This window comes from Sphingobium sp. ZW T5_29 (assembly GCF_044987515.1).
GTDB lineage: Bacteria > Pseudomonadota > Alphaproteobacteria > Sphingomonadales > Sphingomonadaceae > Sphingobium.
In genome coordinates, this window is sequence record NZ_JBJDRM010000012.1 from 91,632 (window position 1) to 106,987 (window position 15,356).

The window sequence follows — 15,356 nt, forward strand, 5'->3', positions numbered from 1 at the left end:
GCGCATGCCTGCTTATGTTGGCGGCGATAGGGCCTGCGCAAGGGGGCCGATGTGATCCAAGGGAAATTCCATGTCCACCCATGAAGACCGGCTGAAGGCTTTGCGCGCGCAATTGGAGCGCGACGGGCTGGATGGCTTCGTCATTCCGCTGACCGACGAGCATATGAGCGAATATGTCGGAGCCTATGCGCAGCGGCTGGCGTGGTTGACCGGGTTCCAGGGGTCGGCAGGCAGCGCGGTCGTACTGGCGCAGGACGCCGCGATCTTCGTTGACGGGCGCTATACGTTGCAGGTGCGCGAACAGGTGGACGGGGCGCACTGGCAATATGAAGGGGTGCCGCAAAGCTCTGTCGCTGGATGGCTGGGGCAACATGCGCCAGAGGGCGCGCGGATCGGCTATGACCCATGGCTGCACACGCGGGCATGGGTGAAGGCGGCGGGCGAGGCGCTGGCGGAGCGGGGCGCGACGCTGGTCGCTGTAAACGCTAATCCGGTGGATGCGGTGTGGACCGATCGTCCCGCGCCCAGCGCCGCCAAGGTCATGGCGCACGACGATTGCTACGCTGGGCAAGGCGCGGCGGACAAGTTGCAGGCGATGGCCCAGTGGCTGGCGGCGGCCAGGGCGGATGCCGTGGTGCTGTCGGCGCTGGATTCGATCGCCTGGACCTTCAACATTCGCGGCAGTGACGTGGCGCGCACGCCGGTCGCGCTGGCCTATGCGGTCGTCCATGCCGATGCGACCGCCGACCTGTATGTCGCGCCGGAAAAGATCGACGATGCGGTCGTCCGGCATCTGGGTCAGGCCGTGCGGGTGCATGACCGCGCCGATTTCGCGCAGGCGCTGGCGGGCTTTGACGGCAGGACGGTGGTTGCTGACCCCGATCGGGCCGTCGCGGCGATATTCGAGGCTCTGGAAGCGGGCGACGCCCATGTGCTGGCGCTGCGCGATCCGGCCGTGCTGCCCAAGGCGATCAAGAACGAGGTTGAGATCGCCGGGCACAAGGCGGCGCAGTTGCGCGACGGAGCGGCGCTGTCGCGATTCCTTCACTGGCTGTCGGTCGAAGCGCCGCAGGGTGAAGTCGATGAACTGGGCGCAGCCGCGCGGCTGGAGGCGTTCCGGCGCGATACGGGCGAGTTGCAGGACCTGTCCTTCGACACGATCAGCGGCGCGGGACCCAATGGCGCGGTGGTCCATTACCGGGTCGACGATAACACCAATCGTCGGATCGAGCCTGGCACCTTCTACCTCGTCGATTCGGGGGGGCAATATCGGGACGGGACGACCGACGTCACGCGCACCATCGCTATCGGAGTGGTAAGCGATGAGATGAAGCGCCGTTTCACGCTGGTGCTCAAGGGCCATATCGCGCTGGCGCGCGCGCAGTTTCCGACCGGAACGCGGGGCGGGCAGCTGGATATTCTGGCGCGGCAGTTCCTGTGGGCGGAAGGGCTGGATTATGCCCATGGCACCGGCCATGGCGTTGGCAGTTTCCTGTCGGTGCATGAAGGGCCGCAGCGGATCGCGACATTCGGCGGCGGTGACGAGCCGTTGCAGCCGGGCATGATCCTGTCCAACGAACCGGGCTATTACAAGGCCGGCGAATATGGGATCCGCATCGAAAATCTGGTGCTGGTCGAACCGCGCGATGTGCCGGGCGGGGAGCGGGCGATGATGGGTTTTGAAACGCTGACCTTTGCCCCGATCGACCGGCACGCCATCGCGGCGGAGCTGCTGACCAGCGATGAGCGCGCATGGGTCGACGGTTATCACGCCATGGTGCTGGAAAGGATCGGGCCGCAGTTGGAAGGCGATGCGTTGGCCTGGCTCAACGGAGCCTGCGCGCCGCTTTGACGTGCGGGCGGCCTTTATTGGTCGCGATGGTCAGGGTCGGGCTTTTCCGGCGGCGGTTCAGCCGTGACGGCACGCGCCTGCGCCTTTCGGCGGCGCAGATTGTCGCGCAGCGCCTGCGCCAGCCGTTCCTTGCGATCATCCGGTCCGCCTGTCATGCCATCGCCTAAAGCAAATCGGACCCGCGACCGCAAGCGCCTTGACAAGGGAGACGTGCGCAGCCATAGGCCCGGCTCCGTCGCCTGACAAGGCGCGAAAATGGTGAAGTGCTGCCGTAGCTCAGTGGTAGAGCGCATCCTTGGTAAGGCTGAGGTCGTGAGTTCAATCCTCACCGGCAGCACCATTTTCCCTTTATCATCAGTATGATTCATGGCGACCCTGCACTGCACGGCATGGTCGAACGCAGGCTCATGGGCTGGGTCAGCCCGCCCTCCAGTCGTGCCGACCCCCGGCAGGGCTGAACGGCAAGATGGTCGGCATGCCCCAGCATCAGGCTGAAGGCATGCGCAACCTGTCAGATCATTTGGCCGCCGGGGTTCCGGCCAGCGCCTGGGCCGATGGCTTGTTGATAGCATCGACGCTGTTGTCGGCAATCATCGCCTTCGACATGGTAGCGGCTTCGGCCTTGATGGCGGGATCATCGCTGGTCTGGCTGGTTCCGATCAGTGCGGACAGCAGGATGTTCTTGTTGATCGCGTCGGACTTTTCGGCGACTGCCTTGCGCGCGAGCGGAAGCGCTTCGGCATAATAGGGGGCGGCCCCTGCCTTGTCCTGCTTGCCCAGTTTGAAATTGCCCAGCTGGATCAAAATCCCGGTCAGCACGCCCCGGCTCTGGGCATCGGTGGGCCGCGCCGCAATGACCTTCCGCCAATAGGGCAGGCTTTCTTTATACAGCGGAGGAACGGCGTCCAGCTGTTGCAAACCGGCCTTTGCTGCCGCTGCGGCGTAAAGGGCGTTGGCCAGGAAATTCACATTGTCGATATTGTCCGGCTGCACCTTAACCGCGTCGCGGATGGCGGGGAGGGCGGCTTCATATTTTGCCGATGCCGTGACATTGTCGCCGCTCTGCTGCGCCTGCTGACCGGCGGTAAAATCCGACACTGCCTGGTTGAAGGCCTTGATCTGGTCAGGGCTGAGCGCTGGCGCGGGTGCGTCGGCAGCCTGTCCGGCGGGGGCGGCTGCTTGCCCCGCTGGGGCAGCGTCCTGAGCAAAGGCGGGAATGGAAACTGAAACAAACAGGGCTGTCAGCAAAGCACGGTGCATCTTGTCATCTCTCCGGCTGTGCGGACGCGCGCCGAAAGGAAAAAATCAGACACACGACCACGATTTCAATCTGCTAAAAGGCGTCACGCCTCATCGTAAACTAGGGACGCTTGATCGAGGATCAACCCCTTTTGGCTTTTGCGGAAGCTAGCCCGACGGGGTTGAAGGCGTGATGAACCGTTTGGACAGGCCGTGATACAGCCGTTCCTTGCACACAAGATGGGCGGCGAAATCGGCGGTCAGCGCCGACGCCAGAAGGGGCAGCATCAGGCCCCTGCTGGCGGTCGTTTCCGATATGATGATCACCGCCGTCAAAGGGGCGCGGACCACGCCGGTGAAATAGGCGATCATGCCCAGCAGCACGATGGCGCCGGGCGGATAGGACGGGAAGATGCTGCGCAGCATATCCCCCACGCCCGCCCCAACCGACAGTGACGGAGCAAAAATGCCGCCGGGCAGGCCGGACACGGCGGTTGCCAGGCTTGCCAGGAATTTGGCGGGCGCAAACCATAAGGGAACGTCGGCCCCCGAAATTGCTGCATGAGCAGTTTCGTAGCCAGTGCCCCAGGTCAGGCCTGTACAGGTCCCCAGCATCGCGACGACGAGACCGCAAACAGCGGCGAACAGGACAGGCCGGGCTCGCATCCAGCGCATCGGCGCGAAATTCGTCACCCCCGCACCCAGCATCAGGCGTGAAAACAGACCGCCCGCAAGGCCGCCGAACAATCCCGCGACCGGAGCCGCGATCAATGCGTCCCGCGCGCTTAATGTCTGACGCATTTCGCCGAAATAGACATAATCCCCGGCTATGCCCAGGCTGACCATGCCAGCGATCAGGACAGCGGCCATCACGAGCAGGGTCATGCGCTGTTCATAGGCGGCGGCCAATTCTTCGATCGCAAATGCGACCCCGGCAAGAGGCGTATTGAACGCCGCCGCGACGCCTGCTGCGCCCCCCGCTATATAGACGGACGCGCGCAGGGGGACGGCCATGATCCGATGCGCATATCCCATGATCGACGCTGCAATCTGGACCGTGGGGCCTTCGCGTCCGACCGATGCGCCCAGGAACAGGCTGCCAATCGTCAGGAAGAATTTGGCGCATACCGTGCGGGCCGACACCAGCCTGTCCATGCCGCGGTCGGGATCGCGGGAGGCGGCGATCACCTGGGGAATGCCGGAACCTGCGGCCAAAGGTACATATTTACGCGTGACCCACACCAGCAATGCAAAGCCGGGCGGCGTCACGGCCATCGGCGCCCACCACCATCGCCGCGCGCCTGCCAGAAATAATTCCCCCGCCAGATCCGCCAGATGGGCGAACAGCAGCGCCACCAGGCCGACCAGGATCGCGCCCCCCACTATCGCGATACGCCGACGCCACACGCGCGCCTGGGGACCATGACGGCGCAGGATGATAAGGGCGCGGCGGAGCGTGGGGTTCGCATTGCGCTTTGTCATCGTCCGCCCCTTTTTCGGCCCGCCTGTTCGCACATCAGGCGTAAAATATGGGTGACCTGCGCTGACCGGAACATGATTCAGACAGGCTCTGACCGGTCGATCAGGCCACTGTCCAGCAGGGGCGCGGCGTCGATATGCTGGGCGTCCATCAACATGGCCAGGCGCTCGACAGCCGCCAGGATCATCGCCTGTTCCCATTGCGGCAGGCGAACGAAGCGCGCGGTGAAGGTCGTCTGCACCGGATCGGGCGCGTCGACCAAGGCAATTTTACCGGCGGACTCGATGGTCAGGATGAACTGCCGCTTGTCACGTTCGCTCCGCTGTCGATGCACAAAGCCCAGTTCCTGCAACCGGTCGACAATGGTGGTGATCGTCGCCTGGCTGAATTGCAGCGCATTGGCGATGGCGCTGGGCGTCGCCGCTTCCCTGGCAGCGATTTCCCGCAGCACCAGCAATTGCGACGGGGTGAGTCCGGTTGCCGCGGCAAGTTGGCGGCTGCCAATTTCCGTCGCGCGCAGGACGCGGCGGAGGGCGCGGAGCGTGAGCGGGGCAAATTCTGAATCCATAGTCATTCGATAGAGAAATGTAGGCCGCCGCGCCAGAAAATTTCCTTTGAGCAATAAAGCATATTTAGCAGGTGCTTCAATTGCCGAAGTATTGCTTTTGGCGGCGCAGGGTTGAAAACTGAGTAAAAATCAGCATATAAAGCGCCGCACTGTCGCAGGAGGCATCGTCCTGCCAGAAAATATAATTCGGGAGATTAACAATCTTTGATCGAATATCCGGCGCGGCACGGGGGCCGTCACGGTCTTTTTCGCATTCCGTCCCCGGCACATGTGGCAATGTTATTTTGCGCAAGCCCACCGCCATTGACGGTCCCGCCGTCACGGGATTGATCGCGGCCTGTCCGCCGCTGGATCCGAACTCGGCCTATTGCAACCTGTTGCAATGCACGCATTTCGCCGACTTCTGCATTGTCGCCGAACGGCAGGGCGACGTTGTGGGATGGGTGTCGGGCTATCGCCCTCCATCCAGCCCGGAATGCTTTTTCGTCTGGCAAGTCGCCGTGTCACCGGCTGCGCGTGGTGTGGGTCTGGCTGGCCGCATGATCGAATCGCTGCTCGACCGGCCGGAGGCGAACGGCGTCAGCCACCTGATCACCACCGTCACGGACGACAACAAGCCATCATGGGCGCTGTTCGAAGGACTGGCCACCCGTTGGAATGCATCCCTTTCAAAGCGCGCGCTGTTCGAGCGTGACGCTCATTTCGCCGGCGCGCACGCCACTGAGTGGGAAGCGCGCATCGGCCCGCTGCGCCGCTGACGGCGCAAATCATCAACAGGAGGAACGACGAGATGATCTTCACCCGTCCCAAACCCACGTCCCGCAAGCCTGACACGAGCATTTACGAGCGCCGCGAATCCGTCGTGCGCAGCTATGCCCGGTCCATGCCCCGCCAGTTTACCAGGGCGGAAGGTGTCTGGATGCACGACAATCAAGGCGGGCGCTATCTGGATTTCCTGTCCGGCTGTTCGACGCTGAACTATGGTCACAATCATCCGCTGCTGAAACAGGCGTTGCTGGACTATATCGCGGGCGACGGGATTACCCATGGCCTTGACCTGCATACCGATGCGAAGGCGGATTTCCTGAACACGCTGGAGCAGGTGATCCTGAAACCGCGCGGGCTGGATTACCGCGCGATGTTTACCGGGCCGACCGGCACCAACGCGGTGGAAGCAGCGATCAAGCTGGCGCGCAAGGTGACGGGCCGTGAAATGGTGATCGCTTTCACCAACGGTTTCCACGGCATGACGCTGGGCGCGCTGGCCTGCACCGGCAATGCCGCCAAGCGGGGCGGGGCCGGCGTGCCGTTGAACCATGTCGCGCATGAGCCGTATGATGGCTATCACGGGCCGGACGTGGACACGGCGGAACTGCTGGAGCGCCGCCTGGCCGACCCGTCGAGCGGCCTGGACGCGCCCGCCGCGATCCTGGTGGAAACGGTGCAGGGCGAAGGTGGGCTGAACGTCGCGTCGCCCGAATGGCTGCGCAAGATTGCCGATATCGCCAAACGGCACGGCGCGCTGATGATCGTCGATGATATTCAGGCCGGGTGCGGCCGGACCGGCGGCTTTTTCAGCTTCGAAGGCATGGGCTTTACGCCCGACATCGTCACGATGGCCAAGTCATTGTCCGGCATGGGCCTGCCCTTTGCCCTGACGCTGTTTCGTCCCGAGCTGGATCAGTGGTCGCCCGGCGAGCATAACGGCACGTTCCGGGGCAACAATCACGCTTTTGTCACCGCTGCCGCGGCATTCCGCCATTTCTGGAGCGATGGCCGTTTTCAGGACGACATCGCCCGGCGCGCCGCCCTGCTGGAGCGGCGGCTGGACGCGATCGCGGCAGAATTTGGCCTGTCGACGCGGGGCCGGGGAATGATGCGGGGCATTGACCTTGGGTCGGGCGAAACCGCCGCGACGGTCACTGCCGCCTGTTTCGACCGTGGCGTGATCATCGAAACCAGCGGGGCGCATGACGAAATCGTCAAGGTTCTCGCGCCGCTCATCATCGACGACGCCCTGCTGTCCGCCGGGCTGGATATCGTGGAACGCAGCATACGCGAAGCGTTGTCCGCGCCCATCGGCGTGGCCGCCGAGTAAGAAGGAGACAGGCTATGATCGTTCGCAAACTTCAGGCAATTCGCAAGTCGGACCAGAATGTCCGTACCGACCAATGGGAAAGCGCCCGCCTTCTACTGAAGGACGACGACATGGGTTTTTCATTCCATGTCACCACCATGTATGCAGGTGAAGAAATCCACATGCATTATCAGAACCATCTGGAAGCCGTGCTGGTCCTGAAGGGCACCGGCACGATCGAGGATTTGGGGACGGGTGTCACCCATCGGCTCGCGTCGGGCGTGATGTATGCGCTCAACGCCCATGACAAGCATGTGGTCCGGCCGGAAACTGACATATTGACGGCCTGCGTGTTCAACCCGCCGGTGACCGGTCGGGAAGTGCATGACGAAAACGGGGCCTATCCGGCCGCTGTCGACATGGCGCGTGAGCCTGCTCCCGTAAGTTGATCATCAACCAGAAAGGGGGAAGTCCCTTGCAAGACATCTACCCGTCCCGCCAGTCCCATCAGGCGGAAATGTTGCCGCGTCTGGACCCTGTCGTTCACAGCGACTGGACCAGGGACGCACCCATCACGCAGGATCAGGCCGCGATGTTCGATCGCGACGGCTATCTGGTTCTGGATGACCTATTTTCCGAAGAGGAAGTCACATTCCTGCAACGGGAGGCAGGAAAATTGCTGGCCGATCCCGATGCGTTGGAGGCGGAAACGGTCATCAGCGAGCCGGGCGGCAGGGAAATCCGGTCGATCTTTCGCATCCACGCGCAAAGCCGGGTCATCGCGCGGCTTGCCGCTGACGCGCGGCTGGCGAATGTCGCGCGATTCCTGTTGGGTGACGATGTGTATATCCACCAGTCGCGCCTGAATTATAAGCCCGGTTTCCAGGGCAAGGAATTTTACTGGCACAGCGATTTCGAAACCTGGCATGTCGAAGACGGCATGCCACGGATGCGGGCGCTGTCCATGTCGGTGCTGCTGGCGGAAAACACGCCGAACAACGGACCGCTGATGCTGATCCCCGGATCGCACCGCACCTTCCTGACCTGCGTCGGGGAGACGCCGGAAGATCATTATCGCATGTCGCTCAAGCGCCAGGAATATGGCGTGCCCGACGAAGACAGCCTGGCGGAACTGGCCGACCGGCATGGCATCGTCGCGCCGACGGGGAAGCCGGGCGCTGTGGTCATTTTCGACTGCAACGTCATGCATGGGTCGAACGGAAACATCACCCCGTTCCCGCGCGCCAACGCCTTCATGGTCTATAATGCCGTCAGCAACCGGTTGGTCGCGCCGTTCGGCGTCGACAAGCCGAGGCCCGACTTCATCGCCGCACGGGGAGAAGCAGAGCCGGTCGAACCGCAGGCCGGGGCGCTGATGAAAGGGGTGCTGGCATGACAGGCACGCACAGCGTCGAGAAAATCGGCGGAACATCCATGGCCGCGACCGCGACATTGTTCGACAATGTATTGATCGCGGGGCGCAAGGGCGCGGACCTCTACAATCGCATCTTCGTCGTGTCCGCCTATGCGGGGATGACCGACCTGTTGCTGGAGCACAAGAAAAGCGGTGCTTCGGGCGTTTACGCCCGCTTCGTCGCGGATGATGGCGCGGACGGATGGCGGCTGGCGATCGACGATGTCAGGCGCGCCATGAAGGAACGCAACGCCGCTATGTTCGCGCGGCCGCAAAGCGTCGCGGAGGCTGATGCCTTTGTCGACCGGCGCATCGATGCGGTCGCCGCCTGCCTGGAAGATCTGGCGCGGTTGCGTAGCCATGGGCGCTTCTGCGTCAAGGAACAGCTGATGACCGTGCGTGAGCTGCTGGCCGGGCTGGGGGAGGCGCATAGCGCCCACAGCACCGCGCTGCTGCTGCGCGACCGGGGCGTCAATGCGTGTTTCGTCGACCTGACGCTGTGGGACCAGCAGGATATGCGCGGGCTGGACGAACGGATCGAGCAGGCCTTTGTCGGCATCGACCTTGCCACCAGCCTGCCGATCGTCACTGGCTATGCCGGGTGTAGCGAAGGCATGGTGCGGCGTTATGCACGCGGCTATTCGGAAATGACATTTTCGCGCGTAGCCGTGCTGACGGGCGCGCGGGAGGCGATCATCCATAAGGAGTTCCACCTGTCGAGCGCCGACCCGAAACTGGTCGGCACGGACAAGGCGCGCAAGATCGGTCGCACCAATTATGACGTCGCCGATCAGCTGGCCAATCTGGGCATGGAGGCGATCCATCCCGGCGCGGGCCGGGGATTGCGCCAGACCAACATCCCGCTGCGCGTCCGCAACACGTTCGACCGGGAAGACGGCGGCACGCTGATCTGCGGCGACTATGTGTCGGAAAGCCCGCGCGTCGAGATCGTCACCGGCATCCGTCACGCCCAGGCGCTGCAATTCTTTGAACAGGATATGGTGGGGGTGAAGGGATATGACGCGGCGATATTGGACGCGCTGGCCCGGCATGACGCCTGGATCGTCAGCAAATCGTCCAACGCCAACACCATCACCCATTATCTGGCGTCCGATCCGACGACGATGAAAAGGGTGATAGCGGACCTGCAGGCGCGTTACCCGGACGCGGCGATATCGACCCAGCCCGTCGCGATCGTTTCCGTCATCGGCAGCGACATATCCAGACCGGGACTTGTGCCGGACGCGCTGCAGGCGCTGGCCGCAGCAGATGTCGAAGTGGTCGCGATGCAGCATCAGATCCGCAATGTGGACGTGCAGTTCGTGGTCCATGCCGCCCAGTTCGACATGGCCGTGCAGGCATTGCACCGGGCGCTGGTCGAAGAAGACACGTCTGCGCTGGAGGGACGGCGCGCGGCCTGACGCCGACGCCGCCTGCGACCATGTTTCTGGCGATCCAGCCTGTCCGCAGCCTGCTGCTGTCCATATTCATGCTGATGAGTGGAAGCGGCTTCCTGGCGACGCTCATCAGCATAAGGCTGGAGCGTGCGGGCAGCGGCACCATGGCGATCGGCATGGTAGCGACCGCCTATTTCGGTGGTCTGGTGCTGGGGTCGCTGCGCGCTGGCGATGTGGTGCGGCAGGTCGGGCATATCCGCGCCTTTGCCGCCTTCGTCGCGCTGCTGTCGGCGAGTACGCTGGCCTACGCCTTGCTGGCGCACCCGCTATTCTGGTCGATGCTGCGGCTGATCGATGGCGTCTGCGTCGCGGGCGTTTTCGTATGCCTGGAAAGCTGGCTGAACGACCGGGCAGAGCCGCAGATGAGGGGCAGTGTCCTGGCGGCCTATATGGTCGCCCTCTATTCGGGACAGGCCGTGGGGCAGTTGTTGCTGGGCGCGGCGGGCGCTTATCCGGCGATCCCCTTTCAGATTGCCTCGATCCTGATTTCGCTCGCGATCATTCCGCTGTGCCTCACCCGCAGTTCCGCGCCCGCGCCGGTCGAAGCGACCGCATTTTCGATCCGGTCGCTGCTGGCCGCTTCGCCCCTTGGCACCATTGGTGCGCTTGCCACGGGACTGATGCTGGGAGCTTTTTACGGTCTGGCGGCGGTGCATGTCCGGCGGCTGGGGCTGGAACTGCCGGAAACCGCGCGGTTCATGATGATCGTCATCCTGGGCGGCGTGGCGCTGCAATGGCCGCTGGGACGGCTGTCCGACCGTTATGACCGGCGGGCGGTGATCATCGTCAGTTTCGCCATCGTCCTGTTGGTGAGCCTGGCCCTGGCGCTGACAGGGTCGGGCGGGATCGGCCTGATGGCGCTGGGCGCACTGTTCGGTGGCCTCAGCTTCGCGCTTTATCCCCTGTGTGTCGCCCATTGTAACGACCGGCTGCTGGAATCGGAACGCGTGACCGCAAGCGGCAGGCTGGTGCTGCTATATTCCGTTGGCGCGGCGTGCGGCCCCGTTTGCGCTGCTGGCGTCATGACGGTGTCGGGCACGGGCGGCCTGTTCCTGTTCATCGCGATGTGCGCTGGCCTGGCGCTGGTGCTGGGACTGTGGCGTCAGCGCGCATCCGACCCCGTCCCATCCGCCGAACAGCAGGAATTCCAGATCATGCCGCGCACCACGCCCATGGCGTCGCTGCTGGACCCCAATGTGTCGGATGACGAACCCATCGCAGGACAAAATAGATGACCGCAACTTTGGCCGACCCTTCACCCGTGCCCGGTGCCCATGCGGCGGACGCCGTCACGATGCGCCGGGCGATTGCCGCGTCGGCCATGGGCAATGCGACAGAATGGTTCGACTATGGCATTTACGCTTATGGCGTGACCTATATTTCGGCTGCGCTCTTTCCTGGCGATATGGACGAAGCGGTGCTGTTCGCGCTGGCGACCTTTGCCATTTCCTTTCTGGTCAGGCCGCTGGGCGGTCTGTTCTGGGGTCCTTTGGGCGACAGGCTGGGCCGGAAATCCGTATTGGCGCTGACCATCCTGATGATGGCGGGCGCGACGCTGTGCGTGGGGTTGATCCCCAACCATGCAAGCATCGGAATGTGGGCCCCGGCGCTGCTGATCGTGCTGCGCATGGTGCAGGGCTTTTCGACCGGCGGCGAATATGGGGGCGCAGCGACATTCATGGCCGAATATGCGCCCGACGACCGCCGGGGCTTTTTCGGCAGCTTTCTGGAGTTCGGCACGCTGGCGGGGTTTTCGCTGGGTGCGTCGCTGATGCTGGGATTTTCCCTGACGCTGGGTGAAGACGCGATGCACCAGTGGGGATGGCGCATTCCCTTCCTGATCGCGGGGCCGATGGGGCTGGTCGGCATGTATCTGCGATCGAAGATGGAGGACACGCCGATCTTCCGCGAACATGCAAGCCGGGAAGAGGCCGCGCCCACCCCTGGCCTGCGCCTGCTGATGCGGCGCTACAGACGGCCGATGCTCGTCGTGGGCGGGCTGGTGGTGGCGCTCAATGTCGTCAACTATACGCTGCTCAGTTACATGCCGACCTATCTACAGCGCCGCATCGGCCTGTCGCCGGACGAAGCGTTGATCGTGCCGATCATCGGCATGCTGTTCATGATGGCGTTCCTGCCCTTCGCGGGCAAATTGTCGGACCGGGTGGGGCGGCGACCGATGTGGCGCGTGTCGCTGATCGGGCTGCTGGTCGGGGCGGTGCCGCTCTATCTGCTCATGGGAACCGGGCTGATGGGCGCGATCGTCGGCTTTGCCCTGCTGGGTTTGCTGTACGTCCCGCAACTCGCGACCATATCGGCGACCTTTCCCGCGCTGTTCCCGACGCGAGTGCGCTTCGCCGGTTTCGCCATCGCCTATAATGTGTCGACGTCGATTTTTGGCGGCACCGCGCCCGCGGTCAACAGTGGCCTCATCACCCTGACCGGCAATGAATTGATGCCTGCATTCACGATGATGCTGGCCTGTGTCGTCGGCCTGTTCGCGCTGCGCTTCATGCCGGAAACCGCTGGCAAGTCATTGCAGGGCGACCCATTCGCGCAGGAGGCGCAGGCTTGATCACCAATCTTCCCATCGCCAATGACAGTGTGGACATGTTGATCCAGGGCTATGTGCGCGAACCCTGGATGCAGAGCGGGCTGGCGCTGCTCCTGTTGGGCCTGTTTTCCTGGATCGCGAACTGGATCACCAAGCGCATCGTGCTGCGCGTGCTGCTGCGGCTGCTGCGCCACCTGCCATTTCACATAGAAGCGCAGCATATCGGCGCCATCGTCGCGCGGCTGTCGAACATCGTGCCGGCGCTGGTCATCCAGCAGGGCATCGCGGCGGTGCCGCACCTGCCCGCAGGTCTGGTGTCCTTTGTGCAGAGCCTGTGTGCCGCCTTCATCATCCTGACCATCGCCATCGCGGTCAGTGGACTGCTTGCCCTGTTCAATGATCTGTACCAGCGCCGCCCCCATGCGGCGAACCGACCGATCAAGGGCTATGTCCAGGTGGCCAAGCTGCTGGTCTATGCCACCGCCACCATCCTGATGATCGCGGCGTTGATGGATCAGTCGCCGCTGCTGTTGCTGTCCGGCCTGGGCGCGATGGCCGCTGTTCTGATGCTGGTGTTCAAGGACACGATCCTGTCGCTGGTGGCGTCGGTGCAGATCGGGTCGAACGACATGGTGCGCGTGGGCGACTGGATCGAAATGCCGCAGCTTGACGCCAATGGCGACGTCATCGACATCGCGCTGCACACAGTGAAGGTCCAGAATTTCGACAAGACGATCACGACCATCCCGACCCATCGGCTGATATCCGAAAGCTTTCGCAACTGGCGCGGCATGTCGGAATCAGGGGGGCGGCGGATCATGCGGTCGTTGATGATCGACCAGAGCAGCGTCCGTTTTCTTGAGCAGCAAGATATGGAGCAGCTGGCGCGATTTTCGCTGTTGAAGGGATATTTACAGGTCAAGCAGCAGGATATCGGCCGCTGGAACCGGCAGCATGGCGCTGACAACCCGGTCAATGGCAGGCGGCTCACCAATATCGGCACCTTTCGCGCCTATGTGCATGCCTATCTGAAAGCGCGCAGCGATATCGCGCAGGACAAGACGCTGTTGGTGCGGCAGATGGAGCCAAGCGAAAATGGCCTGCCGCTGCAAATCTATGCTTTCGCCAACAGCACGGTCTGGGACGAATATGAAGGGGTGCAGGGGGATATTTTCGACCATCTGATCGCCATATTGCCGCAATTCGGACTGCGATTGTTCCAGCGGCCTACCGGTGCGGATGTGGCGGAGATTGCGATGGCGGATGGCGGGCGGAGGGCGCTGGCCTAGGGTTAAAAAGGGAAGAACCAGTGGATGGCGGCGACCGCCGCGACCCAGGTGATAAGGTTCAGGGGAAGCCCGACCTTAGTAAAGTCGAGATAGCTGTAACCCGCCATCTGATAGACAAGGACATTGGTCTGATAGCCAAAAGGCGTGGCGAAGGCGGCGCTGCCCGCCATCATCACTGCCACCAGGAACGGGCGTGGGCTGACACTCAGGCTTTCGGCCAGCGCGACGGCGATTGGCGTCACCAGAACGGCAACGGTGGCGTTCGATAACAGTTCTGTCAGGAGCAGGGTCGCGCCATAAAGCAGGATGAGCGCCCCCAATGGGCCGAAAACACCCACCTTGTCGATCAAGGCGTTGGTGGCCGAAGATGCAAGCCCGGTCTGTTCCAGAGCGATGCCGATCACGACCATGCCGACGATCAGCATCAGGATTTCAGGCCGCAGTCCGCCATAGGCTTCTTCCGGGCGGATGACGCGGAGCAATATCAGCAGCACCGCGCCGCCAAAGGCCGATGCGGCGATGGGCGTGATGTTGAGGGCGGCGAGGAGGATGACGCCCAGGAAGATCAGGCTGGACGAAATAGCCTTGGCGGGAGCGAAGGGCCTTTGCTTTACGAAACTGCCCGGATCGCCGACCGCATCCCCGGCGATGTCCACATGGCTGACATGGTGGGGCAGGGCGGCTTCCATCCGTTCGAAGCTCGCGGGCAGGGGCCGGGCGAGCAGCCGACCGGAAAAGAAGAAGAGGTAGAGGCCGCCCGCCGCCGCGACGATCAGGCCCACCGGCGTGATTTCGAACAGGGAAAAGGGTGGCTGACCGGACGACCGCGCCATGTCGTCCACCAGCAGGTTGGTGGATGTGCCGATCAGCGTGCAACATCCCCCCAGCACCGCCACATAGGATAGCGGCATCAGGAAGCGTTTTGGGTCCAACTTCAACGACTGGGATACGTCGCGGATCACGGGCGCGGCCAGCACCACGATCGGCGTGTTGTTCAGGAAGCCCGACGCCCCGCCGCACAGCAGGATCAGCAGCCAGATGCCCAGCGCCCCGATCCGGCGGCAGAGCGCGACCGCCTTGCGGATCAGCAGGTCGAGCAGGCCTGACAATTCCATGGCGTGGGCGATGACGAACAGGGAAGCCAGCGCGATGATGGCCGGGCTGCCAAAGGCGCCCTGCACTTCGCTGGGCCGCACCGCACCCGTCAAAAGGAGGATCGCCGCGCCCGACAGGGCGACGACATCGGCCCGAACCTTGTCCCAGATCAGCGCGGCAACCACGCCCGCCAGCACGATAAGGGTGACAAGTTGCTCAAGCGTCATGGCAACCCGGTAGCATAAAGACGGAATTTCAGCAGGAAAAATGGAAGATTGGTGAGGAAAATCTTGAGCCTAGGGGTCATTTTCTTCATCATATCTGCTAGACT

The 15,356-nt window shown here is 63.1% G+C and carries 15 protein-coding genes and 1 tRNA gene; 10 read left to right on the forward strand and 6 right to left on the reverse strand.

Annotated features, from left to right (window positions below):
- Nucleotides 1-70 precede the first annotated feature (70 nt).
- Complete coding sequence (locus ACI3KQ_RS11850) at nucleotides 71-1,852, forward strand: aminopeptidase P family protein (RefSeq protein WP_404957827.1); 1,782 nt, start codon at nucleotides 71-73, stop codon at nucleotides 1,850-1,852.
- Between the two features lie 14 nt (nucleotides 1,853-1,866).
- Here ACI3KQ_RS11850 and ACI3KQ_RS11855 read toward each other — a convergent pair whose 3' ends face one another.
- The gene (locus ACI3KQ_RS11855; protein WP_404957829.1) at nucleotides 1,867-2,007 is read right to left on the reverse strand and encodes a hypothetical protein; all 141 of its coding nucleotides are present in this window, start codon (nucleotides 2,005-2,007) and stop codon (nucleotides 1,867-1,869) included.
- A gap of 110 nt (nucleotides 2,008-2,117) precedes the next feature.
- Here ACI3KQ_RS11855 and ACI3KQ_RS11860 point away from each other — a divergent pair.
- Nucleotides 2,118-2,192, forward strand: a tRNA-Thr gene (locus ACI3KQ_RS11860).
- A gap of 176 nt (nucleotides 2,193-2,368) precedes the next feature.
- On the opposite strand, the gene ACI3KQ_RS11865 is transcribed toward ACI3KQ_RS11860, so the two are convergent.
- The 4 genes from ACI3KQ_RS11865 to ACI3KQ_RS11880 form a co-directional block, all read right to left on the reverse strand.
- Entirely contained in the window at nucleotides 2,369-3,112 is a 744-nt protein-coding gene (locus ACI3KQ_RS11865) for a hypothetical protein (RefSeq protein WP_404957831.1), read from the reverse strand.
- A 147-nt stretch (nucleotides 3,113-3,259) separates the two neighbouring features.
- The gene (locus tag ACI3KQ_RS11870; RefSeq protein ID WP_404957832.1) at nucleotides 3,260-4,573 is read right to left on the reverse strand and encodes a chloride channel protein; all 1,314 of its coding nucleotides are present in this window, start codon (nucleotides 4,571-4,573) and stop codon (nucleotides 3,260-3,262) included.
- Nucleotides 4,574-4,650: 77 nt separating this feature from the next.
- Entirely contained in the window at nucleotides 4,651-5,139 is a 489-nt protein-coding gene (locus ACI3KQ_RS11875; RefSeq protein WP_404957834.1) for a MarR family winged helix-turn-helix transcriptional regulator, read from the reverse strand.
- A 76-nt stretch (nucleotides 5,140-5,215) separates the two neighbouring features.
- Nucleotides 5,216-5,443, reverse strand: coding sequence for a hypothetical protein (locus tag ACI3KQ_RS11880; protein ID WP_404957836.1), 228 nt, complete (start codon nucleotides 5,441-5,443; stop codon nucleotides 5,216-5,218).
- On the opposite strand from ACI3KQ_RS11880, the gene ectA reads away from it, so the two are divergent.
- Genes ectA through ACI3KQ_RS11920 form a run of 8 tightly spaced genes read left to right on the forward strand, consistent with a single transcriptional unit; the run spans nucleotide 5,421 to nucleotide 13,930 of the window.
- Nucleotides 5,421-5,897 carry a diaminobutyrate acetyltransferase gene (ectA, locus tag ACI3KQ_RS11885; RefSeq protein ID WP_404957893.1) on the forward strand — a complete coding sequence of 159 codons (477 nt, stop codon included), beginning with the start codon at nucleotides 5,421-5,423 and terminating at the stop codon, nucleotides 5,895-5,897. The genes ACI3KQ_RS11880 and ectA overlap by 23 nt on opposite strands.
- 32 nt (nucleotides 5,898-5,929) lie before the next feature.
- On the forward strand, nucleotides 5,930-7,237 hold the full coding sequence (gene ectB, locus ACI3KQ_RS11890; protein WP_404957838.1) for a diaminobutyrate--2-oxoglutarate transaminase: 1,308 nt from the start codon (nucleotides 5,930-5,932) through the stop codon (nucleotides 7,235-7,237).
- 14 nt (nucleotides 7,238-7,251) lie between these two features.
- Nucleotides 7,252-7,665, forward strand: a complete 414-nt coding sequence (locus tag ACI3KQ_RS11895) for an ectoine synthase (RefSeq protein WP_404957840.1) — start codon at nucleotides 7,252-7,254, stop codon at nucleotides 7,663-7,665.
- Between the two features lie 26 nt (nucleotides 7,666-7,691).
- Complete coding sequence (gene thpD / locus ACI3KQ_RS11900) at nucleotides 7,692-8,612, forward strand: ectoine hydroxylase (RefSeq protein WP_404957842.1); 921 nt, start codon at nucleotides 7,692-7,694, stop codon at nucleotides 8,610-8,612.
- Complete coding sequence (locus tag ACI3KQ_RS11905; RefSeq protein ID WP_404957844.1) at nucleotides 8,609-10,051, forward strand: aspartate kinase; 1,443 nt, start codon at nucleotides 8,609-8,611, stop codon at nucleotides 10,049-10,051. The genes thpD and ACI3KQ_RS11905 overlap by 4 nt, the downstream gene beginning before the upstream one ends.
- A gap of 20 nt (nucleotides 10,052-10,071) precedes the next feature.
- Nucleotides 10,072-11,322 carry an MFS transporter gene (locus ACI3KQ_RS11910; protein WP_404957846.1) on the forward strand — a complete coding sequence of 417 codons (1,251 nt, stop codon included), beginning with the start codon at nucleotides 10,072-10,074 and terminating at the stop codon, nucleotides 11,320-11,322.
- Nucleotides 11,319-12,662 (forward strand): MFS transporter, encoded by a 1,344-nt coding sequence (locus ACI3KQ_RS11915; protein ID WP_404957847.1) that lies wholly within the window; start codon nucleotides 11,319-11,321, stop codon nucleotides 12,660-12,662. The genes ACI3KQ_RS11910 and ACI3KQ_RS11915 overlap by 4 nt, the downstream gene beginning before the upstream one ends.
- Nucleotides 12,659-13,930 (forward strand): mechanosensitive ion channel family protein, encoded by a 1,272-nt coding sequence (locus tag ACI3KQ_RS11920; RefSeq protein WP_404957849.1) that lies wholly within the window; start codon nucleotides 12,659-12,661, stop codon nucleotides 13,928-13,930. Before ACI3KQ_RS11915 ends, ACI3KQ_RS11920 begins: the two co-directional genes overlap by 4 nt.
- A 2-nt stretch (nucleotides 13,931-13,932) precedes the next feature.
- Here ACI3KQ_RS11920 and ACI3KQ_RS11925 read toward each other — a convergent pair whose 3' ends face one another.
- Complete coding sequence (locus ACI3KQ_RS11925) at nucleotides 13,933-15,252, reverse strand: SLC13 family permease (protein ID WP_404957851.1); 1,320 nt, start codon at nucleotides 15,250-15,252, stop codon at nucleotides 13,933-13,935.
- Nucleotides 15,253-15,356: the final 104 nt, after the last annotated feature.